Source organism: Paenibacillus sp. JT22N12, assembly GCF_056269365.1.
Genome location: NZ_JBWDNU010000020.1, coordinates 49,676 through 72,137, shown reverse-complemented (window position 1 = coordinate 72,137; position 22,462 = coordinate 49,676). Strand labels below are relative to the sequence as shown.

At 48.6% G+C, this 22,462-nt stretch carries 25 protein-coding genes, 1 pseudogene and 1 riboswitch; of the genes and pseudogenes, 24 read left to right on the top strand and 2 right to left on the bottom strand.

Features of this window, described 5'->3' with window-relative positions:
• Positions 1-501: 501 nt before the first annotated feature.
• Positions 502-1,032, bottom strand: a complete 531-nt coding sequence (locus AC0YOA_RS35775; protein WP_475790613.1) for a transposase — start codon at positions 1,030-1,032, stop codon at positions 502-504.
• Positions 1,033-1,257: 225 nt separating this feature from the next.
• Here AC0YOA_RS35775 and AC0YOA_RS35770 point away from each other — a divergent pair, with 225 nt between their 5' ends.
• The 10 genes from AC0YOA_RS35770 (at position 1,258) to rsmI (ending at position 9,053) form a co-directional block, all read left to right on the top strand.
• Entirely contained in the window at positions 1,258-1,443 is a 186-nt protein-coding gene (locus tag AC0YOA_RS35770) for a sigma factor G inhibitor Gin (protein WP_210046400.1), read from the top strand.
• A gap of 201 nt (positions 1,444-1,644) precedes the next feature.
• Positions 1,645-3,162, top strand: coding sequence for an aminotransferase class I/II-fold pyridoxal phosphate-dependent enzyme (locus AC0YOA_RS35765; RefSeq protein WP_475790612.1), 1,518 nt, complete (start codon positions 1,645-1,647; stop codon positions 3,160-3,162).
• A 94-nt stretch (positions 3,163-3,256) separates the two neighbouring features.
• The gene (tmk, locus tag AC0YOA_RS35760) at positions 3,257-3,916 is read left to right on the top strand and encodes a dTMP kinase (protein WP_475790611.1); all 660 of its coding nucleotides are present in this window, start codon (positions 3,257-3,259) and stop codon (positions 3,914-3,916) included.
• A gap of 139 nt (positions 3,917-4,055) precedes the next feature.
• On the top strand, positions 4,056-4,385 hold the full coding sequence (locus tag AC0YOA_RS35755) for a cyclic-di-AMP receptor (RefSeq protein WP_210046342.1): 330 nt from the start codon (positions 4,056-4,058) through the stop codon (positions 4,383-4,385).
• 17 nt (positions 4,386-4,402) lie between these two features.
• Positions 4,403-4,846 carry a YaaR family protein gene (locus tag AC0YOA_RS35750; RefSeq protein ID WP_210046343.1) on the top strand — a complete coding sequence of 148 codons (444 nt, stop codon included), beginning with the start codon at positions 4,403-4,405 and terminating at the stop codon, positions 4,844-4,846.
• A gap of 153 nt (positions 4,847-4,999) precedes the next feature.
• On the top strand, positions 5,000-5,977 hold the full coding sequence (gene holB / locus AC0YOA_RS35745; protein WP_475790610.1) for a DNA polymerase III subunit delta': 978 nt from the start codon (positions 5,000-5,002) through the stop codon (positions 5,975-5,977).
• A 4-nt stretch (positions 5,978-5,981) separates the two neighbouring features.
• Positions 5,982-6,782, top strand: coding sequence for a PSP1 domain-containing protein (locus tag AC0YOA_RS35740; RefSeq protein ID WP_210046345.1), 801 nt, complete (start codon positions 5,982-5,984; stop codon positions 6,780-6,782).
• A 47-nt stretch (positions 6,783-6,829) separates the two neighbouring features.
• The gene (locus tag AC0YOA_RS35735) at positions 6,830-7,228 is read left to right on the top strand and encodes an initiation-control protein YabA (RefSeq protein ID WP_210046346.1); all 399 of its coding nucleotides are present in this window, start codon (positions 6,830-6,832) and stop codon (positions 7,226-7,228) included.
• Between the two features lie 146 nt (positions 7,229-7,374).
• Complete coding sequence (locus AC0YOA_RS35730; protein WP_475790609.1) at positions 7,375-8,157, top strand: tRNA1(Val) (adenine(37)-N6)-methyltransferase; 783 nt, start codon at positions 7,375-7,377, stop codon at positions 8,155-8,157.
• Positions 8,154-9,053 (top strand): 16S rRNA (cytidine(1402)-2'-O)-methyltransferase, encoded by a 900-nt coding sequence (gene rsmI, locus AC0YOA_RS35725; protein ID WP_475790608.1) that lies wholly within the window; start codon positions 8,154-8,156, stop codon positions 9,051-9,053. Before AC0YOA_RS35730 ends, rsmI begins: the two co-directional genes overlap by 4 nt.
• A 141-nt stretch (positions 9,054-9,194) precedes the next feature.
• On the opposite strand, the gene AC0YOA_RS35720 is transcribed toward rsmI, so the two are convergent.
• Positions 9,195-9,449 carry an AbrB/MazE/SpoVT family DNA-binding domain-containing protein gene (locus tag AC0YOA_RS35720; protein WP_188999999.1) on the bottom strand — a complete coding sequence of 85 codons (255 nt, stop codon included), beginning with the start codon at positions 9,447-9,449 and terminating at the stop codon, positions 9,195-9,197.
• 274 nt (positions 9,450-9,723) lie between these two features.
• Here AC0YOA_RS35720 and AC0YOA_RS35715 point away from each other — a divergent pair, with 274 nt between their 5' ends.
• The 14 genes and pseudogenes from AC0YOA_RS35715 (at position 9,724) to AC0YOA_RS35650 (ending at position 22,377) form a co-directional block, all read left to right on the top strand.
• Positions 9,724-11,034 (top strand): HD domain-containing protein, encoded by a 1,311-nt coding sequence (locus AC0YOA_RS35715; protein WP_475772582.1) that lies wholly within the window; start codon positions 9,724-9,726, stop codon positions 11,032-11,034.
• A gap of 19 nt (positions 11,035-11,053) precedes the next feature.
• The gene (locus tag AC0YOA_RS35710; protein ID WP_475790607.1) at positions 11,054-11,833 is read left to right on the top strand and encodes a TatD family hydrolase; all 780 of its coding nucleotides are present in this window, start codon (positions 11,054-11,056) and stop codon (positions 11,831-11,833) included.
• Between the two features lie 172 nt (positions 11,834-12,005).
• A riboswitch (cyclic di-AMP (ydaO/yuaA leader) is annotated at positions 12,006-12,208 on the top strand.
• A 240-nt stretch (positions 12,209-12,448) separates the two neighbouring features.
• Complete coding sequence (locus AC0YOA_RS35705) at positions 12,449-13,597, top strand: ubiquitin-like domain-containing protein (RefSeq protein WP_475772584.1); 1,149 nt, start codon at positions 12,449-12,451, stop codon at positions 13,595-13,597.
• Between the two features lie 130 nt (positions 13,598-13,727).
• Positions 13,728-14,300 carry a ribonuclease M5 gene (gene rnmV, locus AC0YOA_RS35700; protein ID WP_475790606.1) on the top strand — a complete coding sequence of 191 codons (573 nt, stop codon included), beginning with the start codon at positions 13,728-13,730 and terminating at the stop codon, positions 14,298-14,300.
• Positions 14,301-15,194: a 16S rRNA (adenine(1518)-N(6)/adenine(1519)-N(6))-dimethyltransferase RsmA gene (gene rsmA, locus AC0YOA_RS35695; protein WP_475790605.1), complete on the top strand. Its 894-nt coding sequence runs from the start codon at positions 14,301-14,303 to the stop codon at positions 15,192-15,194.
• Positions 15,195-15,267: 73 nt separating this feature from the next.
• Positions 15,268-16,149 (top strand): sporulation peptidase YabG, encoded by an 882-nt coding sequence (yabG, locus tag AC0YOA_RS35690; protein WP_210046353.1) that lies wholly within the window; start codon positions 15,268-15,270, stop codon positions 16,147-16,149.
• 150 nt (positions 16,150-16,299) lie between these two features.
• Entirely contained in the window at positions 16,300-16,572 is a 273-nt protein-coding gene (veg, locus tag AC0YOA_RS35685) for a biofilm formation stimulator Veg (RefSeq protein ID WP_189000010.1), read from the top strand.
• Positions 16,573-16,751: 179 nt separating this feature from the next.
• A pseudogene (locus AC0YOA_RS35680) lies at positions 16,752-16,925 on the top strand (small, acid-soluble spore protein, alpha/beta type); the annotation flags it as partial.
• A 347-nt stretch (positions 16,926-17,272) separates the two neighbouring features.
• A complete protein-coding gene (ispE, locus tag AC0YOA_RS35675) occupies positions 17,273-18,127 on the top strand; it encodes a 4-(cytidine 5'-diphospho)-2-C-methyl-D-erythritol kinase (protein ID WP_210046354.1) in 855 nt (284 codons plus the stop codon).
• Between the two features lie 83 nt (positions 18,128-18,210).
• On the top strand, positions 18,211-19,041 hold the full coding sequence (purR, locus tag AC0YOA_RS35670) for a pur operon repressor (RefSeq protein WP_210046355.1): 831 nt from the start codon (positions 18,211-18,213) through the stop codon (positions 19,039-19,041).
• A 60-nt stretch (positions 19,042-19,101) separates the two neighbouring features.
• Complete coding sequence (locus AC0YOA_RS35665) at positions 19,102-19,494, top strand: RidA family protein (protein ID WP_475790604.1); 393 nt, start codon at positions 19,102-19,104, stop codon at positions 19,492-19,494.
• A gap of 140 nt (positions 19,495-19,634) precedes the next feature.
• A complete protein-coding gene (gene spoVG / locus AC0YOA_RS35660) occupies positions 19,635-19,922 on the top strand; it encodes a septation regulator SpoVG (protein ID WP_189000021.1) in 288 nt (95 codons plus the stop codon).
• A gap of 222 nt (positions 19,923-20,144) precedes the next feature.
• Positions 20,145-21,527 (top strand): bifunctional UDP-N-acetylglucosamine diphosphorylase/glucosamine-1-phosphate N-acetyltransferase GlmU, encoded by a 1,383-nt coding sequence (glmU, locus tag AC0YOA_RS35655; protein WP_475790617.1) that lies wholly within the window; start codon positions 20,145-20,147, stop codon positions 21,525-21,527.
• A gap of 217 nt (positions 21,528-21,744) precedes the next feature.
• The gene (locus AC0YOA_RS35650) at positions 21,745-22,377 is read left to right on the top strand and encodes a 50S ribosomal protein L25/general stress protein Ctc (protein ID WP_475790603.1); all 633 of its coding nucleotides are present in this window, start codon (positions 21,745-21,747) and stop codon (positions 22,375-22,377) included.
• The last annotated feature ends 85 nt before the right edge of the window (positions 22,378-22,462 follow it).

The window sequence follows — 22,462 nt, the reverse complement described above, 5'->3', positions numbered from 1 at the left end:
TAAGCCCTTCAGCGCCGATGGTACTTGGACCGCAGGGTCCTGGGAGAGTAGGACGTTGCCAAGCACGAGAAGCCGACCGCAGTTCTGCGGTCGGTTTTTTGTTGTCTGCTGACTTGTTATTCGCTTGTTGTTTTTTAGAATTCGCTTGTTGTTATTAGAAGTTGTTTAACTCATGCATGTCGTATGATAAATTTCTGTTGGTACTTACAGACGACCCGTAGAACGGGCATTATTGTCCAATAAAGTTCCAGCTGTTTCTTTTATAGCATTCATACACTTCTATGTTCGGGTAGCCGTCACGCATGCGACACCGTATGCTGTGCACGATTATCCTTTTTTTTTGAAAATAATCATCTATACTAATATTTGCGCAATATTTATCTTTTGTTTCCTGTCTCTATGGTCTACTTTATCAATTATTAAACTCAAGATGTTTGTTGCTTAGTCCTTACATAAAGAAGAGAGGGTGTTCCTGAGCACCCTCTACTTATAATCAATTGACTAACGATGATAATAGCTTACATCTGCTGACTGGATGCGGAGTACACCGTCACGGCGTACTTTCCGCAACTGACGAAGCAGGACAACCCGCGGTGCCAATGTCCATAAATGCCAGCATATCAAGCTGATCATCTGAGCTTCATTAGCCCAAGGGTAAGCAACGCAAATCGCGCACAGCCCCAGCCAGAACATATGACGCTGCAGACGACGAAAGAGAGCAAGCTCAATATGGGCAATTGGGATATATCCGACCCAAGGCAATATCAATCGATAGCCCCACCGGCGGTTATCCGGCTCATCCACACGAATCAAGGTTAAGCGAATAATTATAAATTGGATCAGTTGAGTTACGATCAGTCCCAGAGCTAGTGCAATTGCACCGTCTACTTGATACAGGGCTAATTGAAAGATCGAAATGATGAATGCTACGCTTAAGTAGCTCCATAAAAGCTCTTTGCGCACCACGATTTTACGGATCAGCTGGTATTGATAAATTGTGGCTTTTTCCTGCTCAGCGAGCGTGCCTCTCATTGTGACAATGTCCCCTCCATCCTACTAGAGAATGTATCGGAAACTGCATTCATTTTTTGAAGAGCGGAGCAAAGGCAACATATTTAGATACCATTCACCCTTTTCATTCGTGTATCATATGATGTAGGGCTATTTGAAACGGGCTATGAAACAAGTATATGATGCTAGACTATGTGGCATAATAGTAGCAATGAGTAATTTCCTGTAAAGGCGAGGTGAAGAATGATGGAAGAAGCAATCGGAAGCTGTTGCATTATTTGCGGGCATCATAAGCAGGAAGGTTTGCGAATTATTGATGAATTCATTTGTGAATCATGCGAAGTGGAAATGGTCAGAACGGAAGTTCAAGATGCAAAATACCCTTTCTTTATTCATCAGCTGAAGCAAATTTGGGTTCAAAAGAATGCCTGATTGTGATCCGGATGGCATCAGCATAGTCAATCCTCGCAGATCTCGAAAAGGAAGCTCCAATCGGGATAGCGAGGATTTATTTTCTGTTTACACCCCTTATTTGGTTGTATTATAATAATTTGTAAATTATTTGCGAAATGGTCAAGTGCTTAGCTTTTATATTTACAGTTTAATTATCTAAAAGGAGAATTTATATTTCTTATGACTGCTATTGAGCCATTATTCCACGCACCCCTGTATGAAGCGTTAATGGACCTGTACCGCTCAATTCCAATAAGTTATCATGTTCCAGGCCATAAATATGGTCAATCTTTAAATAAACTGCAAAAGCTTGATACAGATGCAGTTCAAATATTTCGAGCGATTATGGCCTTGGATGTGACAGAGCTGTCTGTGACAGACGATCTTCATATGCCGATAAGCGTAATTGCTGCGGCTCAGCGTCTGGCTGCGGCAACCTTTGGTGCTGAGCAGACTTATTTTCTGGTTGGAGGGAGTACAGCTGGAAACCTGGCAATGATAATGGCCAGCTGCAACCCAGGAGATCTCATTATTTTACAAAGAAACGTACATAAGTCTGTTCTAAATGGATTAATGCTTGCACAGGCAAGAGCGGTATTTCTTTCTCCACAAACAGAACCAGGAACAGGTTTGCATGCAGTTCCAAAACTGTCTGATATAGAGGAAGCTCTTCTCCGATATCCAGAGGCAAAAGCCGTATTCCTGACTAATCCCAGCTATTATGGATTATGTACGGATTTAGAGCCATATGCAAAGCTTGTACACAGTCATGACTGTCTGCTGCTGGTCGATGAAGCGCATGGCGCTCATTACGGCATGCATCCCTCATTCCCCCGTTCAGCGCTTCAGGCAGGCGCTGATGCTGTTGTACAGTCGACTCACAAAACGTTGTCCGCTCTTACAATGGGTGCTATGCTGCATGTACAGGGAATCAGGATTGATCGTGATGCATTAGGAGAAGCGCTGTCAATGGTCCAAAGCTCCAGTCCATCTTATCCGATTATGGCATCCTTGGATATTGCCCGGGCAATGATTGATACTTTTGGACCTTCTTTATTTGAAGAGGGCATAGTGGCAGCAGAGTCATTCAGACAGTGGGCAAACGAATCTTCCGGGTGGATTGAATTGCCTGCTTACGGTTTGAATATGATGGGGGACCCCCTTCGTATTGTTATGAAGGATCGAGCCGGATTATTATCGGGTTATGACCTTCAGAAAATGCTTGAGAAGCGAGGATGCTGGCCGGAAATGGCCGATTCCATTCATGTGGTTTTGTTGTTCGGAATGTCGATGTCATTAAAGGACAACGAGAAGCTGATTCAGGCATGCATCGAAATTGGAAAAGAGGTACATACGGGCACTGATTTTGATATGGTAATTCAAAGAAGTTATGTAAATGAAGCGAAAATAAAAGGATCCATGTATGATACCGTACAATCGATTTCTGAACCAGTACTCTTCAGCAGACAGCGGAAACAGCGTGACCAGGTGGAAATGATCAATATTACGGAGGCAGCAGGCCGAATAGCTGCAGAAGCCGTTATCCCCTATCCCCCGGGCATCCCCATTTTGTATTCTGGAGAAAGGATTAATCAGAATGTCGCTTTATATATGAAGGAGCTTGGCATGATGGGCGCAAAATGTCAAGGAATATCGGATCCGACATTGAAAACGATAATGGTGATTCGAGAGGCCTAGGACATTATGATGATGCAGATAGGGCAGGAATTCGTTTACGCTTATAGCTTGCTTTGTTATGATAGGGACAAGAACGATTCTAAAGGGAGCTCTTATGTTGGAACCGAGAACTTTTTTGACTATTGAGGGCGGTGAAGGCGCCGGAAAATCGACACTCATTGATGGGCTAACGCGTATACTGTCAGCAAAAGGTATCCGTGTGATGACAACACGGGAGCCTGGAGGAATTCCCATTGCCGAACAAATACGAGGCGTTATCCTCGATCAGGGCAATACCGCAATGGAAGCCAGAACAGAAGCTCTTCTATATGCAGCTGCCAGACGACAACATTTGACGGAAAAAATTATACCCGCTCTTACCGATGGCATGTTTGTTATATGCGACCGCTTCGTTGACAGCAGTCTTGCTTATCAGGGTCATGCACGAGGGCTTGGCATGGATGAGATTTGGTCGATTAACCGTTTTGCTGTTGAGGATGTGATGCCTGAATTGACATTATGGCTGGATATCTCTCCGGAAGCGGGGCTTAAGCGCATCTATGATGCCAAGAACAGGGAAATCAATCGCCTCGATCTGGAAGGACTTTCTTTTCATCATCTGGTACGTGAAGGTTATACAAAGCTGCATGCACAGAATCCGGGTCGAATAGTCCGAATAAATGCAGAAACTTCACCTGAAGCTCTGCTAAATGACTCCATTTCGATAATCACACAGCGTTTTAAAGGATTATTTGCAAACGATGTCAAATTATAATAGTAGTCCTCTTAACATCCTATAGCATGTTCATTTACACATATCGCAGTTTTTCTTGAAAGTTCTGCACGTTTATAAGAGCCTGCATTTTATTGTTTCTAACATTACGAATGGCAATATAATTCGGGAGGGATAATCAATGAAATTAGTGATTGCGATCGTACAGGACAAAGATAGCAACCGGTTGTCGAATGCGCTGGTTCAAGAAGGCTTCAGAGCAACAAAACTGGCAAGTACAGGCGGTTTTTTGCGGGCAGGCAATACGACCTTTATGATTGGTATTGAGGATGAACGGGTACATGAAGTGCTTAATGTGATCCGCTCCAACTGCAAGGTGCGCGATCAGCTTGTTTCGCCCGTATCGCCGATGGGAAGCACAACCGATGCCTACATTCCGTTCCCAGTCGAAGTACAGGTTGGCGGAGCCGCCGTATTCGTTGTACCTGTAGAAAGATTCGAACATTTCTGATTGGACGTGATTGAAGGATGAAGATTAATCCGGGTTATCGACCGTTGGGGCAGGACCGTTCCCGGCTGGATCTGGGCTATAAACCTGCTCAACCAAAAAACTTCACTGACGTTATGATGCATCAGGACGAACAGCGGACGATGGAGCAGCTGCAGCAGAAGCTGCAGGATATCCACAATCAGGGGGAGCGCTTGTCGCGTTCCATGACAGTGCGTGAGCTGCAGCTTTATCGGAGAATGGTTAAGAAATTTCTTGAAGATACCGTAAAACGCGGTGTTGGCATGAAAGAGACGCGTGGCTTTGACCGGCGCGGCCGGACAAAACGTTATAAGCTGCTTGACGAGGTGGACTCAGCGCTTTTATCGATGGGAGAAGAGTTGCTGGACACTGAGGCGGGGCGATTGGAGCTTTTGCAAAGAATTGGCGATATACGGGGGATTCTGATTAATTTGTTTTTTTAATGGAGAGATGTGGAGTTTTTCGGACTCCTCTCAAGATCCTGGAAGTATCAGCAGGTTTACGTTTGTTCTCTGGAAAGAAGCTTTCATCGATATTAAGGCTGCCACCAGGATTTCTTCGTTGGCAGCAGGTGAGTGTGGAAAGGAATTATTCATATGAGTATCGCACAACTGGCGGGACAGCCTATGGCGAAACGAATCCTGCAGCATGCACTGCGAAGCGGCAAAGTCTCGCATGCCTATCTATTCAGCGGCCCTCCGGGAAGCGGAAGAATGGCCATGGCCAAAGAATTCGCCAAAGCGCTATTTTGCACAGTTGGTCAGGATGATGCTTGCGGGGAATGCCTGGCATGCCGCAAGTTTGACCATGGCAATCAGCCCAATCTTCATGTGGTTGAGCCGGATGGCAGTTCAATTAAAATTGATCAGATACGCGAGCTTCAGCGTGAACTTGCTTATCGGAGTTCAGGAGCGGAGCGTAAAATATATATTATGCAGCGTGCAGAAACGATGACGCCGCAGGCCGCCAACAGTCTGCTCAAATTTCTGGAGGAGCCGCAGACATTGGTGGTCGCGATTTTGCTGACAGAAAACGGACAAGCCATGCTGCCGACGGTACGCTCACGTACGCAGTGGGTGCCTTTTATGCCGCTCGCGCCTACGGATATGCTGCAAACGCTTGTAGCGGAGGAGGTTCCACAGCTTCTGGCGCGGGCTGCCGTTCATTTGGCTTCCGGGCTTGAGGCATGCCGCTTGATCATCCAGCAGAATGAGTTTGCAGAAATGAGAAATGTAGTGATACAATTAGGCAAGGATAGTCTGACCCGATTCACCGCGGCGATGGTATCCGCTCAACAGCAAGTATTCAAGACGGGACTTGGTGAACAGCCGCAACTGCTGCTGTCACTGCTCGTATTATGGTATAAAGATATGATTCACTTTCAAGCTGGAAGACATGAGGCACTCGTTTTTATAGATCAGGTGGATTGGATCGGCAAACATGCATTCGGACGTTCAGCGGACGGTTGGGTACGGTGCATGGAGCATACGCTGGAAGCAGGCAAACGAATGCGTGCTCATGTACCCCCGCAGCTGGCCCTGGAGCAATTGCTTATCCGCATACAGGAGGGGTGACGGATTGTATAACGTCGTTGGCGTCCGCTTCAAGAAGGCGGGCAAAATATATTATTTTGATCCTGTGGAGTTTCCGGTAGATAAAGATCAGCATGTAATTGTGGAAACGGCCAGAGGTATTGAATATGGTAAAGTTGTGGTTGGGCACAAACAAGTCGGTGAATCGGATGTTGTCCTTCCGCTTAAGAAAGTCATCCGTATTGCAGGTGACAACGATGCCAAGATCGTTGACGAGAACAAGTCGGCTGCCCGCAATGCCTTTAATACTTGTCTCGATAAGATAAAAGATCATCAGCTCAAAATGAAACTGGTCGACGTCGAATTTACGTTTGACCGGAACAAGATCATTTTTTATTTCACGGCAGAAGGCCGGGTCGATTTTCGCGAATTGGTGAAGGACTTGGCCAGTGTATTCCGCACCCGCATTGAGCTTAGGCAAATTGGTGTGCGGGATGAAGCGAAGATGCTGGGCGGGATTGGCCCATGCGGGCGTGTTCTCTGCTGCTCATCTTGGCTGGGCGATTTTGAGCCGGTATCGATCAAGATGGCCAAGGATCAGAATCTATCTCTGAATCCAACCAAAATATCCGGTTTATGCGGAAGATTAATGTGCTGCTTGAAATATGAGCATGATAATTATGAAAGCGTCCGGGAAGAGCTCCCGGCCGTTGGCAAGGTCGTTGTCACTTCCCTGGGAGAAGGCAAAGTGACCGGAATAAACGTAGGCACCAAATCCGTTTATGTGCAACTATTCGATGGTGGGAAGCCGAAGGAAATGCCGCTGGATGATGTCGTGATTAAATAAGGCGGGAATCCGTAAGTCCGAAGCTGAACAGTCTTTGGGGTGGGAACTTGAACAAGAAGGATATATTTAACCAAATGGACGAGCTGGAAACGAATATGGGGAGCCTGCATGTTCAAATGGGCGCGCTCAAGCAGCGGGTGAAAGCATTGCTTGAGGAGAACAAACGGCTCAGCATCGAGAATCAGCAGCTGCGCAAGATATTTAAGCGCGAAACGGCGATTCTCTCCGCTCACGTAGAGCCGGAGGCTGCTGTTGCTGCCGACGATCAGGGAACTGTAGAACTGCCTCCTCATATGCCCTTGGACCAAGCGGCAGCTGTCGGCGAGGGCTACGACAATCTTGCCCGTCTTTATCATGAAGGATTTCACATTTGCAACTTGTACTATGGGCATTTGCGTACGGAGGGTGACTGTTTGTTCTGTCTATCCTTTCTGAATAAGGAATGATTACACAACAAGACCCGGCTTCCCGGGTCTTGTTTGTTTTATGTCCCGAGAACATGGATTAACCATATTCCTTCCTGGATTATGCCGGGATGTCAGAAAGGCTTGCAGCGGGTAATAATAAGGGAAGAAATGAGGGCATCATGCACGTGTCTAATCCATTTAATGAAGGAATACTGAAATCGAATGAGCGGCTGGATGATTTGTTGACCCATCAGCTGCACATCATCCAAAGCCGGGATGTGTTCAGTTTCTCTATGGATGCTGTTCTGCTGGCGAGGTTCGCCGGGGTCCCGCCGCGGGGAAAAGTACTGGATTTATGTACCGGAAATGGAGTTATTCCACTGTTGTTATCTACGCGCACCAAGGCGGCTATCACGGGCGTTGAGATTCAACCCCGCCTTGCCGATATGGCGAGGAGAAGTGTGGCATGGAACAAGCTGGAGCATCAGATTCACATTCACGAAGGCGATCTTCGTTATTATATAGAACATAGCGGTTATGGCAGCTTCGATGCGATTACGGTCAATCCCCCTTACATGCCGGTGGGAATTGGCGAGCGGAATGAGAATGAATACGTTGCGAATGCCAGGCATGAATTAAACGGGACTTTGGATGATATTATTGCCGCTTGCGCCAAGCTGGTCCGGACCGGCGGACGTGTATCCATGGTGCATCGGCCGTCGAGATTGATTGAGATTACGCAATCGCTTCGAAAATGGAAATTGGAGCCCAAGCGGATCCGCTTCGTCCATCCACATGTGGAGGCAGAGGCGAATATGGTGCTGATTGAAGCGGTACGCGACGGCAGGCCCGATGTTAAGCTTCTGGCGCCTTTAATCGTTTACAATAGCCAACGTCAATATAATGAAGAGATCATGCAGATCTATTATGGAAATCATCAGCCGGAAACGAGGATCGAGCCGACATGAAAGTTCAGCAAAGCTTTACGAAAGCGAAAGATCAAGAGAGCAAGAAAGCGGGTACGCTCTATTTGGTGGCAACGCCGATTGGGAATCTGGAAGACATAACTTTTCGTGCGATCCGCACGTTAAAAGAAGTCGATCTGATTGCGGCGGAGGATACCCGGCAGACACGCAAGCTTCTGACTCATTTTGAAATCCCGACCAGGCTGGTAAGTTATCATGAGCATAATAAGTCGGCAAGCGGCAGCGAGCTTATTCGCCTTCTCTCTGAGGGACTCTCGATTGCGCTGGTGAGCGATGCGGGGCTTCCCGCTATTTCTGATCCGGGTGCAGAGCTGGTAGTAGCGGCAGCTGAACAGGAAATCGCGGTGGTTCCCATACCAGGGGCAAACGCGGCGCTGTCGGCACTTATCATATCCGGCCTGCCTACAGACAGATTCATGTTTACAGGATTCCCCCCGCGCGAGCGCAAAGCACTGCAGGAGTGGCTGCAGCAGTTGAGGAAACAGGATGCGACTATCATCTGCTATGAATCGCCTCACCGGGTGGCCAAAACCCTCACGGCTATGCTGGAGCAATGGGGCGACCGTGACGTAGCTATGGTGCGGGAGCTCACGAAACGATTTGAGGAGGCGGCGAGAGGGAAAATATCGGAATGCCTGGCTTGGCTAAGTGAACATCCGCCGCTTGGTGAGTACTGCCTGGTCGTTGCCGGAGCCGATGCATCGGATGCGAAAGATCTGGAAGGGGATGACAAGCCCTGGTGGACGGAGCTGAATCTGGAGGAGCATGTAAGTCGTTATGAAGCGCAGAATCTGGATCGGAAAGAGGCCATCAAGCTGACCGCGGTTGATCGAGGGTTGGCAAAACGCGACGTATATAATGAAATCATGCGAAAGTGAATGCCATTTCTTTCTTGAGGTTATAAAAAAAAGGACCTTCCTGATAAGCAAACTCAGGAAGGCAAGGAGTATTAAAAAGGTTAGAATTAACAAATGTAAGTTGATTAATTATATTATAACGCATGATTCCGGTTTTGTCTCTTATTTTGTTACAGGAGTTGGCATTTCGGATAAACAAGCGTTACATACAATTTTTCCCTTAAAGTAAGTGACATTCTCGGCATTACCGCAGAAGATACAAGCGGGCTCGTATTTTTTCAGCATAATGCGTTCGCCGTCCACATAAATTTCCAGGGCATCTTTTTCACCGATGCCAAGCGTACGGCGCAGTTCAATGGGGATTACAACACGTCCGAGCTCATCCACTTTACGCACAATACCTGTTGATTTCATCATAATCTATCCCGTGCTCCTCTCAAAATACTTATTTCGTCATTTTTCGACAAAGTTCTATTAATTCTTGTTTTTATAATACCAACGTTTCCCATAATAGTCAACCTTGATTCTGCTTGCAAATACGCCGTTTTTCTCCGTTTTATCCATAAGGATAGGGTGTATAGCCTTACATAAATCATACAACGATACTGACTATTTGGTAATGCGTTTACGACACAATTCGACACATTAAAAAGAAATTATGTCGAATAATTGAACATCGGAGGGGAAAAAGATGAATCCTAGACATCATTCGCTAGCCGAGGAGAAAGTATTTAAAGATCCGGTTCATAAATATATTTATGTGCAGGATGAGACGATATGGAATCTCATTAATACGAGGGAATTTCAGCGTCTGCGGCGAATTCGTCAGCTCGGTACATCTTATTTGACCTTTCACGGGGCGGAGCACAGCCGCTTCTCGCACTCACTGGGCGTTTATGAAATAACCAGAAAAATCATTTCCCAATTTGAACGGGGTGGTTATACGGACTGGCCCAGGGAAGAGAGGCTTGTGACGTTATGCGCCGCTCTGCTGCACGATGTGGGTCATGGTCCCTTCTCGCATTCCATTGAACAGGTGTTTGATACTGATCATGAGGAATGGACATGCCGTATATTACTGGAGAATACTGAAATTAACCAGGTTCTCCGCGACTGCGACCCCTCCCTGCCGGAACGGGTGGCGGCTGTCATCTGCAAAACGTACAATCAACCGATTGTGGTCAGCCTCATATCCAGCCAGATGGACGCGGACCGTATGGATTACCTACTGCGCGATGCATACTATACAGGCGTCAATTACGGAACATTCGATCTGGAACGCATTCTTCGCGTTCTAAGGCCGTATCAGGGACGAATTGTTGTAAAAGAGAGTGGAATGCACGCTGTTGAGGATTATCTGATGTCCCGCTACCAAATGTATTGGCAGGTTTATTTTCACCCGGTCACCAGGAGCTCGGAAATTATACTTCGACAAATATTTCGCAGAGCGCGCGAGCTTTATGGGGGCGGGTATGCTTTCTCATGGATGATCGAACCGCTCCGGCATCTGATGGAAGGTACGCTGGATGTGGAGAACTATCTCCTGCTGGACGAAGCCATGGCTCAAACAGCCTTTACGCAGTGGTTGAAGGAGGAGGATTCTCTGCTGGCAGAATTATGCACCCGATTCCTGAACCGAAAACTATATAAATACATAACCATGGACAATGCCGATGAAAAGCTTTGGCAGGAAATTCGTGAACAATTCCAATCGATCGGTCTAAATCCGGACTATCATCTGGAAATCGACTTTCCCTACGATATGCCGTATGATGTATACCGTCTGGGGCATGATTTCATGGACAAGGATGAACGTCCGCCGATTCTGCTTCTGGGGCAGGATGACCGCTTGTCCGAAATCTCCAGAAAGTCGGATATCATCCGCTCGATTACCGGAATTCATCAGGGCAAATATCATCTGTATTACCCCGAAGAGCCTTTACTTGAATCGGCCCATCTGTTGTCGCCGCATATCCGCGAACGATTCGGGCTCTTATTATAGAAGGGAGATCAACTTGCTTATGTTAATCGACACGCATACCCATCTGGATTCGAAACAATTCGACGAGGACCGCGCGGAAGTGATTGAACGGGCCCGTGCTGCCGGGATCTCGAGAATTATAAATATCGGCTTCGACCGGGAGACCATTCCCACGACAATGGCTCTGGCGGAGCAATATGATTTTATCTATGCGATTGTAGGCTGGCACCCTGTTGAAAGCATTCATATGCTGCCCGGGGACCTGGACTGGATTGCATCGCTTTGCGATCATCCCAAAGTTGTCGGAATCGGCGAAATAGGCTTGGATTATCACTGGGATACGTCTCCGAAGGACGTTCAGCAGCGTGTTTTCCGGGAGCAGATCCAGCTTGCGCGGCAGAAGAAGATGCCCATTTCGATTCATAACCGGGAGGCGCATGAGGACGTGCTTCATATACTGAAAGAGGAGAATGCCAAAGATGTGGGCGGAGTCATGCACTGCTTCTCAGGCAGCTGGGAGACGGCGAAACAATGCCTCGACATGAATTTCTATATTTCGTTCGGTGGACCGCTCACATTCAAGAACGCGCGTGTTCCCAAAGAGGTGCTTGCACAGGTCCCGCTTGACCGTATTTTGATCGAGACCGATGCTCCTTATTTAGCTCCCCACCCCTACAGGGGGAAACGAAACGAGCCCGCTTTTGTCCGTCTTGTAGCAGAAACGGTTGCCGAAATTAGAGGGAAATCTGTAGAAGAAATCTCGAAAATTACGACAGAGAATGCTCAGAATTGTTTTGCTTTTAAAGAAAAAGGGCTATAAGAGGCAGCAATCAAGACATTTCGAGTGAAAAAACTAATTTTGAGTCAGTAAATTGGCAGTTTTTCACGTGATTTTCCTTAAAATTCGTTAAAATCGCGATTAATCTCTTCTTTACAATGAGCAGCAAAAGGCGGTATCATTCATCTCAGAGCTTCAAAACTTGCATTCCTTTTCCAAAATATCGCTTAATCTCCGAAGTCGGAGAGCGGGGGAACCAAACATTGATACACTTCGTATCGGACGAAGGGCAGTAAATGTTGAATTCTTCTTGGGGTGAATTTTATGGAAGCATGTGGTAGACATGCCAGCCATGAATAGGGCGACTCTCTCGCCCGAATCCGACAGCTAACCTCGCCAGCGTAATAGTGTTATAAGAGAGATCAACCTCGTGCATTTAATCCATGTCCCGTCGTCATCTGGGAAGCCACGAAACAGATCCTCTGTCGTCGTCGGCTTCTTTTATTTTGAATATTGCGTAAAAAGACGACATAGGGTTTAGCATGGAGGTCGAGGTTGGAAATGAGGAGTGGCGTGCAATCACGCCAACAAAAACAATAGAACCGTCAAAGGCAATCATGTAACTAGGCGGCGGGGCTATGAAGGAGGACCGAAGAAGTGGGCGCACTCCAGCTTAAGGATACCCATGGTAAACGATCATCCAGCATGTCTTTCGCATTGCGATGGAAGCATGAGAACGTGCGTTTAATATTACTGAGCGCTCTGATCTCAATCGCTATGACTTTCATGTTTCTGGTGTTGTTGTACGGAACGGCTGACAAGCACGTCTCCGTAGTAGTGAACGGACAAGAAACCATTGTTTCGACAAAACAATGGGTCCTTCAACGCCTACTGGATGAACAAGCCATCACGATAGGGCAGTATGACAAGGTGTCCTTACCTCTTAACGGGGGAATAAAGGACGGCGACCGCATCGTCATTGACCAAGCGGTACCGGTCCATGTGAAGGCAGACGGCAAGGTAAGAACGTTGTACACGACAGAAAGAACGGTTAAGGCAGTGATCGATCAAGCGGATATACTGATACGCAATCAAGATAAAGTATGGCCTGCCCTGGAGGACAGAGTGAAGTCCAACATGAGTGTAACGGTCACACGGATCGAGAAGAAAATGTCTGAGAAAGCTTACACTGTTCCCTTTTCGGTCGTGAAGAAGGAAGACCCCAAGCTCGAGCAGGGCAAACTGAAGCTTATTCAGAACGGCAATGAAGGCAAAGTAGTCAAACAGTTTGAGAACGTATATGCGGATGGGGTGCTTGTGTCCCAGATTATGGTTACCAAGCTGACGAAAGCGGAGTCGGTCGATAAAGTGGTGGCTGTCGGTACCAAGAAACCGGAAACGAATGTAGTTACGCTCTCGGCGAAGGCGGGCTCTTCTACAGTAACGACCAAGCGGGGCGACAAGCTGAAGCCTAAACAGATTTTGAAGAATGTAACGCTGACCGCTTACGCTGCGGGCGTTTCATCAACGGGCAAGTCAAAGAGTCATCCGCAATATGGGATAACGGCATCAGGTGCGACGGTTCAAGAGGGAAGAACTATCGCGGTTGACCCGAAGGTTATTCCCATCGGCTGGTGGGTCTACATTGAGGGTATCGGTTTCCGCAGAGCGGAAGATACGGGCAGTGCCGTCAAAGGCAAAAAAATCGATGTTTATTTTGAAAGTGAGTCTTATGCTGAGAAGTTTGGTCTCAAACGAGGATACACAGTTTATGTGCTCGGGCCGAATAAGCCGGAGGCAATTTAACCTTGGGACTTAACTCCTTTAATAAGGGTTTACCTCATTCATATCGTATTTTAAACATAAATATGCCATTATAAGAAGAGGCGATTGCCTCTTCTTTTGTATGTTTGTCTGAAGGGAATGGATGGACGGCATGATTAAGGAAATAATCGTAGTTGAGGGCAAGGACGATACCGTGGCCATCAAGCGGGCAGTTGAAGCGGAAACGATCGAAACCGGCGGTTCGGCCATCGGCGCGGATGTTTTGCGCAGGGTGGAGCTCGCACAGCAGCGCCGCGGAGTTATTATATTTACAGATCCGGATCATGCAGGGGAGCGCATCCGGAAAATTGTTGCGCAGCGTGTGCCCGGCTGCAAGCATGCTTTTCTCCCCCAGGAGGATGCAAGCTACAAGGGGGATATCGGCGTCGAGAACGCCTCGCCCGAAGCGATTCGAAGAGCGCTCGCCAATGTGCGTACGGAAGCGGGCAGCGGCGAAGGGACAAGCCAGCCCGAGATCACCTGGGACGATCTTATGCGGGCAGGTCTTCTTGTGCACGCGAACGCTTCGGAGAGGCGTCTGAAGATGGGCAATTTGCTCGGCATCGGCTATGCGAACGGCAAGCAGTTTTTTAAGCGTTGCTCCATGTTCCGAATTACGCGCGAGGAATTTGAGCTGGCATTGACAGCGATGGAGCAAGAGAGCAGCGAAAGGGGCAAGTCTTGAATGAGTGGTCCAAACGTGCATGAGGATGTAGCTTCGCCAAGACGCACACGCGACATCATTGCCAAATACGGATTTTCCTTCAAAAAAAGTCTGGGACAAAATTTTCTGATTGATCAAAATATATTGCAAAAAATCGTATCGGCAGCAGGGCTGGACGAAACAAAAGGAGCTCTGGAGATCGGGCCGGGCATCGGAGCCTTGACCCAGCAGCTTGCCGAGCAAGCCGGGCGCGTTGCCGCAGTGGAAATCGACAACAGGCTTATTCCGATTCTAAGGGATGTGCTCGCTGATCGCCCTAATGTTCATGTTGTGCATGGAGATGTGCTGAAGCTGAACCTGGGCGAGCTGATTGAGAAGCATTTTGCGGGGTTAAGCGGAGTCAGCGTAGTGGCAAATCTGCCCTATTATGTGACAACGCCGATTCTTATGAAGCTGCTTGAGGAAAAGCTGCCGCTTGAGCATATTGTGGTTATGATTCAGAAGGAAGTGGCGGAGCGGATGGCTGCAAAGCCTGGCGGCAAAGAGTACGGCAGTCTCAGTGTGGCGGTTCAGTATTACTGCGAGCCGGAGCTTGTCTGCATCGTGCCGCATACGGTATTCATCCCGCAGCCCAATGTGGATTCCGCTGTTATCAAGCTGACGGTGCGCAAGCAGCCTCCTGTTGATGTGAAGGATGAAGCCCACTTCTTCCGAACTGTCCAGGGCAGTTTCGCTCAGCGGCGCAAGACAATCTATAATAACCTGACAGCCTTGGTGGGCAAAGAGAACAGGGAGCTTCTGGGACCTCTTCTGGAGAGCTGCGGCATTGCTCCTGCACGCCGCGGCGAGACGCTGTCGCTGGATGAGTTTGCCCGCCTTAGCCACGCTTTGCTGGAAGCCGGACTGCCAAGCTAAAGATCTTCGGACGGCTTAAAAACGCACCATTGACGTTGCTGGCCCATAGGATAGACGAAGAGGTGATTTGCCCATGAAGCAAGGGGACCTGGTCGTCCGCAAATCGTATGGCGGGGACGTCCTTTTTCGCGTTGCCATTCTAGACTCAGAAATAGCAATACTGAAGGGTACGGACTACCGGCTGCTTGCAGACGCTCCGATTCGCGACTTGACAGTTGTTTCCCATCCGGAATCCACCGGTGCGGCCAAAGAGGTTCGCGTTAAGGTAAATGAGTCGATGCGGCGCATGAAAGAGCAGCGGGAGAAGCTGGTCATTCATAATGCAAGCGAGCTGAGGAGGGCGACAAACGAAAGCCAGCCCTACTTTGAAGTGCCCGGCAAAGTGCTCCATCTTGATGGAGACGGCAATTACATGAAGAAAAGCATGCAGCTATACACGCAGATGAAGGTTCCTGCACATGGCCTGCATGTGCATGAGTCGCAGATGCCTGAGCTGGTACAGCGTCTGCTGCCGCAGCTTAATCCGGATGTTATTGTAATTACCGGCCATGACGGGGTTTTTAAAAATACGCCGCAGCATGAGCTGATGAGCATCAACAGCTACAAAAACTCCCAGAACTTCTGCAATGCGGTGCGCATTGCGCGGGAGTACGAGAAAAGCCGTGACGGCTTGATTATCGTTGCCGGCGCCTGCCAGTCCCATTATGAGGCTCTGCTGCAGTCCGGTGCCAATTTTGCAAGCTCACCAGGCCGGATCCTTATTCACGCCCTGGATCCTGTTTATGTTGCCATCAAAGCGAGCTATACGTCCATCAGGGAGACGGTCAATCTTGCTGATGTGATTCACGGCACAATCAGCGGGATCGATGGCGTGGGGGGGATTGAAACGTTAGGAAAATACCGCGTCGGACTTCCCAAGCCCAAAACATTGACGGGTATCAAGCCAACCGTATAATATTCCACTTCGCAAAATATATTATGCATCCGGCCCAAAATTAGACTTTTCATTATTGACAATTTGTTTGCCGCACTGTTATAATTATAATTTTTTGACAAACCACCTCTTTTTAGTTATAATGGACAAGGAAAGAGGTGGTAGTGGACAATGGCTAAAAATGCACTGATGGAGATCAAACGCAGTTTGGAAATCCATGTCGGCTCCAAAATACGTCTTCGCGCAAACGGTGGTCGACGAAAGACCATTGAACGAACCGGAGTGTTGGAAGAAATCTACCCTTCTGTATTCATTGTCAAACTTGACGAGGAGCAGCATGCGTTCAAGCGGGTCTCCTACAGCTACGCAGATATTTTGACTGAATCGGTTGAAGTGACTGTAGATAGCGATGATGGCCAAGTTCGCATTACGTATATGCAATAAAAGAATAACAAGCCTGATCGAGTACGGAGACCCTTCAAAAGTCCGTACTCTTTTTTCTGTCCATCAAGCGTCATACCCCAAGCGAATCTCCAAAAACAGCCTGTTTGCCCGCGTGCATGAAGAATTTAAATTCAAGCATACTAACGGTAACTTACAGGTCGAAGGAGGATTCTATTGGGATGAGCCGCAAACGCCGAAGCTTTATGAGCGAGCAGTTGAAGAATGAACTGGCGAAGGACCTTGGATTTTACGATACGGTGCAGCGCGAAGGCTGGGGCGGCATTAAAGCCAAGGATGCCGGGAATATGGTGAAACGGGCAATTCAATTGGCTGAGGAGGCTGCCGCCAAACAATTCACCGCGCTCCAAGCCGCGCCAAACGTGCAGCAGCGCTTCTCAGCATCCACGCCGCCAGTCGCCGTTTATGTGCCGCAGGGACAACCGGAAAGAAGCGCAGGCAGTTCTTTCTCGCCGGCTTTGGTGCAGACCATGCAGTCGCGGCAGCCATATCAACCACGCCATTAGCCGATTGGATTTCGGGAGATGAACTCCCGGGATGACCGGATATATTTTATCCAGGAGCTAAGATGCCTGAGCGGACATAAACGCCGCGTAAAGGACATCTTAGCTTTTCTTATGGCCTTTTGTTAGAATATAAAAAAAGATTCTATTTTTCTATATATAACGAACGGGTGACACAAATGAAGATTTATGAAAAAGCGCCGGCTAAAATCAATCTGATGCTCGATGTATTGCGTAAACGGGACGATGGCTTCCATGAAGTGGAAATGATTATGACGATGGTGGATCTGGCAGATCGTCTGGAGATGGAAGAGCTTCCCAGGGATACGATTATTATTTCGAGCCAGGCTGGCTACATACCGCTGGACGAGAAGAACCTTGCATTCCAGGCGGCTAAATTGATCAAGGACCGGTATGACGTCTCAAGAGGGGTTTATATCCATTTGGACAAGAAGATCCCTGTTGCTGCGGGGCTTGCAGGGGGCAGCAGTGACGCTGCGGCTGCGCTCAGGGGCTTGAACAGGCTATGGGAGCTCGGAATCTCTGAGGACGAGCTGTGCACGCTTGGCGCGGAGCTGGGCTCGGACGTACCGTTCTGTGTGACGGGAGGAACCGCGGTTGCGCGCGGCCGTGGCGAGAAGCTGGAGCCGATCGGCAATCCGCCGCAATGCTGGGTCGTGCTTGCCAAGCCGCCGATCAACGTGTCTACGGCTGACGTATACGGAAAGCTGCGGGCGTCGGAGCTCAAGCAGCATCCTTCAACCTCGGCGATGTTATCTGCTATTGAGCGGGGTTCCTTTTCCGATATATGCGCAAATCTCGGCAATGTACTGGAGTCGGTTACGCTTCATGCCTATCCGGAAGTGCTTCAGCTCAAGGAAATCATGTACCGGTTGGGTGCCGACGGGGTCTTGATGTCGGGCAGCGGTCCTACAGTCTTTGGCCTGGTCAGCAAAGAAGCCAAAGTATCACGGATATATAATGGTCTGCGTGGTTTCTGCAAAGAAGTTTACGTGGTAAGAATGCTGACATGATAAAGACGTTTTTCTTGATTAAATCCGTATAAAAATGATATATTATCATTATAATATTCGGATTTAGCGAGGGGGACGATGCTGTGAAGAAATTAAAACGAAGTGCTAGGTTAGTTGAAATGACGCAGTACCTTCTTACCCGGCCCCATACGTTAATTTCTTTGACAGCTTTTGCTGATCGTTACCAGTCTGCCAAGTCCTCCATCAGTGAAGACCTTGCCATTATTAAAGAGGTATTCGAGGAAGAAGGACTCGGTGAACTGCAAACGCTGGCAGGTGCTGCGGGCGGAGTCAGATATACACCCAAAATGGGCAAGGCAGAAGCATTATCCATTATGAATCATATTTGCCGCCAGCTGGAACAGCCCGAGAGGGTGCTTCCAGGCGGTTACTTATATATGACAGATATGCTGGGCTTGCCTGGTCTCTTGGCCGATGTGGGCCGGATGTTTGCAACCGCATTCGCATCCGCCGATATCGATGTAATCATGACTGTAGAAACAAAGGGCATTCCGCTTGCCTATGCAACAGCATCCTGCATGAACCTTCCCGTTGTGATTGTAAGACGCGACAACAAGGTAACGGAGGGTTCGGCCGTGAGCATTAACTATGTGTCGGGCTCCAACAAACGGATTCAGACGATGTCTCTTACCCGCCGGGCGCTCAAGGAGCAGTCCCGGGTGCTCATTATTGATGATTTCATGAAAGCGGGCGGCACGGTGCAGGGAATGATGGATCTGCTGCATGAGTTTAATGCCAAGGTCGCCGGTGTCGGCGTCTTCGTGGAATCAGGGGAGCTTGGCACGGAAGAGAGGCTGCTGGAGGATTATGTATCGCTTGCCAAGCTGACGGCGGTGGATATGAAGACCAAGCATACGACGATTGTTCCGGGTAATTTTTTTGATGCCAAATAGATCAGAGCTGCACCAAGGCCAATTAAATTCACAAACACCTTCAGGAGGTACCTTTCAAAAATGAAGCATATTCCAAACATTGTATCTACAGACAAGGCGCCGGCCGCAATCGGACCTTATTCGCAAGCCATTACACTGGGCAATTTATTGTTTACGTCCGGACAAATTCCACTGGATGCAGACGGTCAGCTGGTGGAAGGCGGAATCGAAGAACAAACCCATCAGGTATTCCGCAATTTGCAGGCGGTCCTTGCGGAAGCGGGAGCGACCTTTTCCGATGTGGCGAAAGCGACGGTTTTTATCAAAGATATGAACCAGTTCGCCGCCCTCAATACGATTTACGCCTCTTATTTTGGTGGTCACAAACCTGCCCGCTCCACGGTTGAAGTGGCCAGACTGCCCAAAGACGTACTTGTCGAAATTGAGCTTATTGTATCGATAAAAGTCGAATAAAAGTCGAATTAAATCGAAACAATGGAATTGGAAATATTTATTTTAAAATAAGGCATTAATTTTCCAAAAACATGAAGGATTTTGCATTGCAGTGTGGAATTATACACCAAGTCTTTGATAGGCAAAGGTGGTGAACACAAGTGCAAATTACCGATGTCAGACTCCGCCGTGTAAATTCCGAAGGTCGCATGAAGGCTATCGCTTCCATCACCATTGACAACGAATTTGTCGTTCACGATATTCGTGTGATCGACGGCAACAATGGGATGTTTGTGGCAATGCCAAGCAAACGGACTCCGGATGGAGAATTCCGCGATATCGCTCATCCGATTTCTTCTACTACCCGTGAGAAGATCCAGGCTGCAGTTCTTGCTGAGTATGAGCGTGCCGCTACGGAGGAAGAAGAAGTGATTGAAGAAGGAGCGTAATTGACGAAATTGGGGAGAGTGCAAATCAGGGTGCAGGATACTGAAGCCCTTTTATCAACCCGATTTGCGAAGAAAAGGGAGCCTTTTGGGCTCTCTTTTCTTTTTGCCTTGAATACGCTATATTCATTAGAGAAATTTACAAGAACAAGAATAAACAAAAAAGTTCATAGAGGATCCAGATAGACATCATAAAGCCGGGAGGAATTTACATTGGGAAAAATAATGGCAGTCATACTCGCCGCGGGACAAGGCAAACGAATGAAATCGAAATTATATAAAGTGCTTCATCCGGTATGCGGCAAACCAATGGTCGGCCATGTGCTGCAAACGGTGAGGGAAGCGGATTGTCAGCGCACCGTTGTTGTTGTGGGACACGGGGCGGAAGCGGTGCAGAGCTACGTCGGCGACGGCGCGGAATTCGTGCTGCAGGAGCAGCAGCTTGGCACCGGTCATGCGGTCCTGCAAACAGAGGGGCTGCTTGGCGCTGAAGAAGGCACAACTGTGATTCTGTATGGGGACACGCCTCTGGTCACGGCAGAGACCATTACAGCGCTGTTGGAGCTGCATACGCGTACGCAGTCGGCTGCAACTGTGCTGACGGCTGTAGTGCCCAATCCGCAGGGTCTGGGACGGATTATCAGGAATGAAGCGGGAGCGGTCCAGCGGATCGTCGAGCAGAAGGACTGCACGCCCGAGCAGGCTGCCATTAACGAGATCAATACCGGCATGTACTGCTTTGACAACCGCAAGCTGTTTGAGGCGTTGAAGCTGGTTACAAACAACAACGCGCAGGGTGAATACTATTTGACGGACGTCATGGAGATTATCCGAAAATCAGGCGAGGTTGTGGAGGCTTACTGTGCGGCGGATTATGCCGAAGGAGTCGGCGTGAATGACCGTGTCGGCCTCGCAGAGGCTGAGCAGCTCATGCGCGCGCGCATTGTCCGCAAGCATCAGCTTGCGGGTGTGAGCATTATCGATCCCGCCGCCACTTATATAGAAGCGGATGTCGTCATCGGCCCCGACACCGTTCTTTTGCCCGGTACGATTCTGCGGGGCAGCACGGTAATCGGGGAGGACTGCATCATCGGGCCGCAGGCGGATATCACGGATACGGAAGTTGGCAACGGAGTCACAGTCAAGCATTCCGTAACGACGGAAGCTGTCATCGCCGATGAATGCTCGGTGGGTCCATACGCTTACCTGCGTCCGGGTACCAAGCTTGGAATCGGCTGCAAGATCGGGGATTTCGTTGAAATCAAGAACGCCGAGCTTGGAGCCGGCAGCAAGGTTTCCCACCTAAGCTATATCGGGGACGCCAAAGTAGGCACAGACGTCAATATCGGCTGCGGAGCGATTACCGCCAACTATGACGGGTATAATAAATCGCTCACGGAGATCGGCGACAATGCTTTTATAGGAAGCAATGTGAATTTGATCGCACCGGTCAAAGTCGGCAACGGCGCCTATGTTGTCGCAGGGTCTACAATTACACATGATGTGCCTGATGGAGATCTTGCGATTGCCCGCGAGCGTCAAGTCAACAAACCCGGTTATGCGGATAAACTCCGTGCCCGGGCAAAAGCGAAGAAGGCAAACAAATAACTCTTGGTCCAATCAATGGGCAAGCAGCATGTGGATGTCGGCGGTTATTCGTTAATTGGGTGCCGTTGCACTCCTCAATTGCAAGCAGTATGCTTCGGTTCTCAAAGGACCGAAGCATACTGCTTGTTTAATTTTTTGGCGGAGTGGGTAATATGAATATACTATGTACGAATATGAATAAAGCACGAATAAGTACAAACCCAGGAGGTTCCAATTTATGGCTATAACATTCAAGGCAGAGGAACGTGCGTCAGGATCACAGGGACAACTGCGAAAGCTGCGTCATACGGGCAAGATCCCCGGAGTCGTATACGGCAAAAAGCTGGAGAACCCCATCAGCATTTCGGTCGATGAGAAGGAACTGCTTGCCATTTTGCGCTATCATCCCAATGCACTGCTCGAAGTGGATGTACCAGGTGCCGGCAAGCAGCCGGTCATGATGGCCGAGGTTCAACGGGATGCCTTATCTCGCAGCGTTATGCATATTGATTTTCATCAGGTGAATATGAATGAAGAGATTAAGGCGCAGGTCCGCATCGATTTGGCGGGCGAGGCTCAGGGCGTGAAGGAAGGCGGTATCCTGCAGGTGCTGCTGCATGAAATCGAGGTTCATTGCCTGCCGAATGCGATTCCGGATGCTATCGAGCTTGATGTTTCCGCACTGCTTGTAGGGGAGAATCTGCTGGTGAGCGACCTGAAGCTGCCTAAGGATGTTTCTACCCGCGTCGATAGCGATCAGGTAGTGGTTGCCATTCTTGCACCACAGAAAGCAGAAGAAGGTGATTCCGAAGCTGCCGAGGGTGAAAGTGCCGAAGCTTCCGAGGAGAAGAAGGACAGCGATAACGAGTAAAACCATAGCGGTGGCAAGGGGAGAAGATCTTTGTCATCGGGGAGAAAATATAGTAAGGTGGAGAGGGCTGCGCCACTGCAGCCCT

Coding starts and splice junctions, on each gene's coding strand:
- AC0YOA_RS35775 (WP_475790613.1), bottom strand. CDS start 1,032: ATGAGAGGCACGCTCGCTGAGCAGGAAAAAGCCACAATTTATCAATAC.
- AC0YOA_RS35770 (WP_210046400.1), top strand. CDS start 1,258: ATGGAAGAAGCAATCGGAAGCTGTTGCATTATTTGCGGGCATCATAAG.
- AC0YOA_RS35765 (WP_475790612.1), top strand. CDS start 1,645: ATGACTGCTATTGAGCCATTATTCCACGCACCCCTGTATGAAGCGTTA.
- tmk (WP_475790611.1), top strand. CDS start 3,257: ATGTTGGAACCGAGAACTTTTTTGACTATTGAGGGCGGTGAAGGCGCC.
- AC0YOA_RS35755 (WP_210046342.1), top strand. CDS start 4,056: ATGAAATTAGTGATTGCGATCGTACAGGACAAAGATAGCAACCGGTTG.
- AC0YOA_RS35750 (WP_210046343.1), top strand. CDS start 4,403: ATGAAGATTAATCCGGGTTATCGACCGTTGGGGCAGGACCGTTCCCGG.
- holB (WP_475790610.1), top strand. CDS start 5,000: ATGAGTATCGCACAACTGGCGGGACAGCCTATGGCGAAACGAATCCTG.
- rsmI (WP_475790608.1), top strand. CDS start 8,154: ATGAAAGTTCAGCAAAGCTTTACGAAAGCGAAAGATCAAGAGAGCAAG.
- AC0YOA_RS35720 (WP_188999999.1), bottom strand. CDS start 9,449: ATGATGAAATCAACAGGTATTGTGCGTAAAGTGGATGAGCTCGGACGT.
- AC0YOA_RS35715 (WP_475772582.1), top strand. CDS start 9,724: ATGAATCCTAGACATCATTCGCTAGCCGAGGAGAAAGTATTTAAAGAT.
- AC0YOA_RS35710 (WP_475790607.1), top strand. CDS start 11,054: ATGTTAATCGACACGCATACCCATCTGGATTCGAAACAATTCGACGAG.
- rnmV (WP_475790606.1), top strand. CDS start 13,728: ATGATTAAGGAAATAATCGTAGTTGAGGGCAAGGACGATACCGTGGCC.
- rsmA (WP_475790605.1), top strand. CDS start 14,301: ATGAGTGGTCCAAACGTGCATGAGGATGTAGCTTCGCCAAGACGCACA.
- yabG (WP_210046353.1), top strand. CDS start 15,268: ATGAAGCAAGGGGACCTGGTCGTCCGCAAATCGTATGGCGGGGACGTC.
- veg (WP_189000010.1), top strand. CDS start 16,300: ATGGCTAAAAATGCACTGATGGAGATCAAACGCAGTTTGGAAATCCAT.
- ispE (WP_210046354.1), top strand. CDS start 17,273: ATGAAGATTTATGAAAAAGCGCCGGCTAAAATCAATCTGATGCTCGAT.
- AC0YOA_RS35665 (WP_475790604.1), top strand. CDS start 19,102: ATGAAGCATATTCCAAACATTGTATCTACAGACAAGGCGCCGGCCGCA.
- glmU (WP_475790617.1), top strand. CDS start 20,145: ATGGCAGTCATACTCGCCGCGGGACAAGGCAAACGAATGAAATCGAAA.
- AC0YOA_RS35650 (WP_475790603.1), top strand. CDS start 21,745: ATGGCTATAACATTCAAGGCAGAGGAACGTGCGTCAGGATCACAGGGA.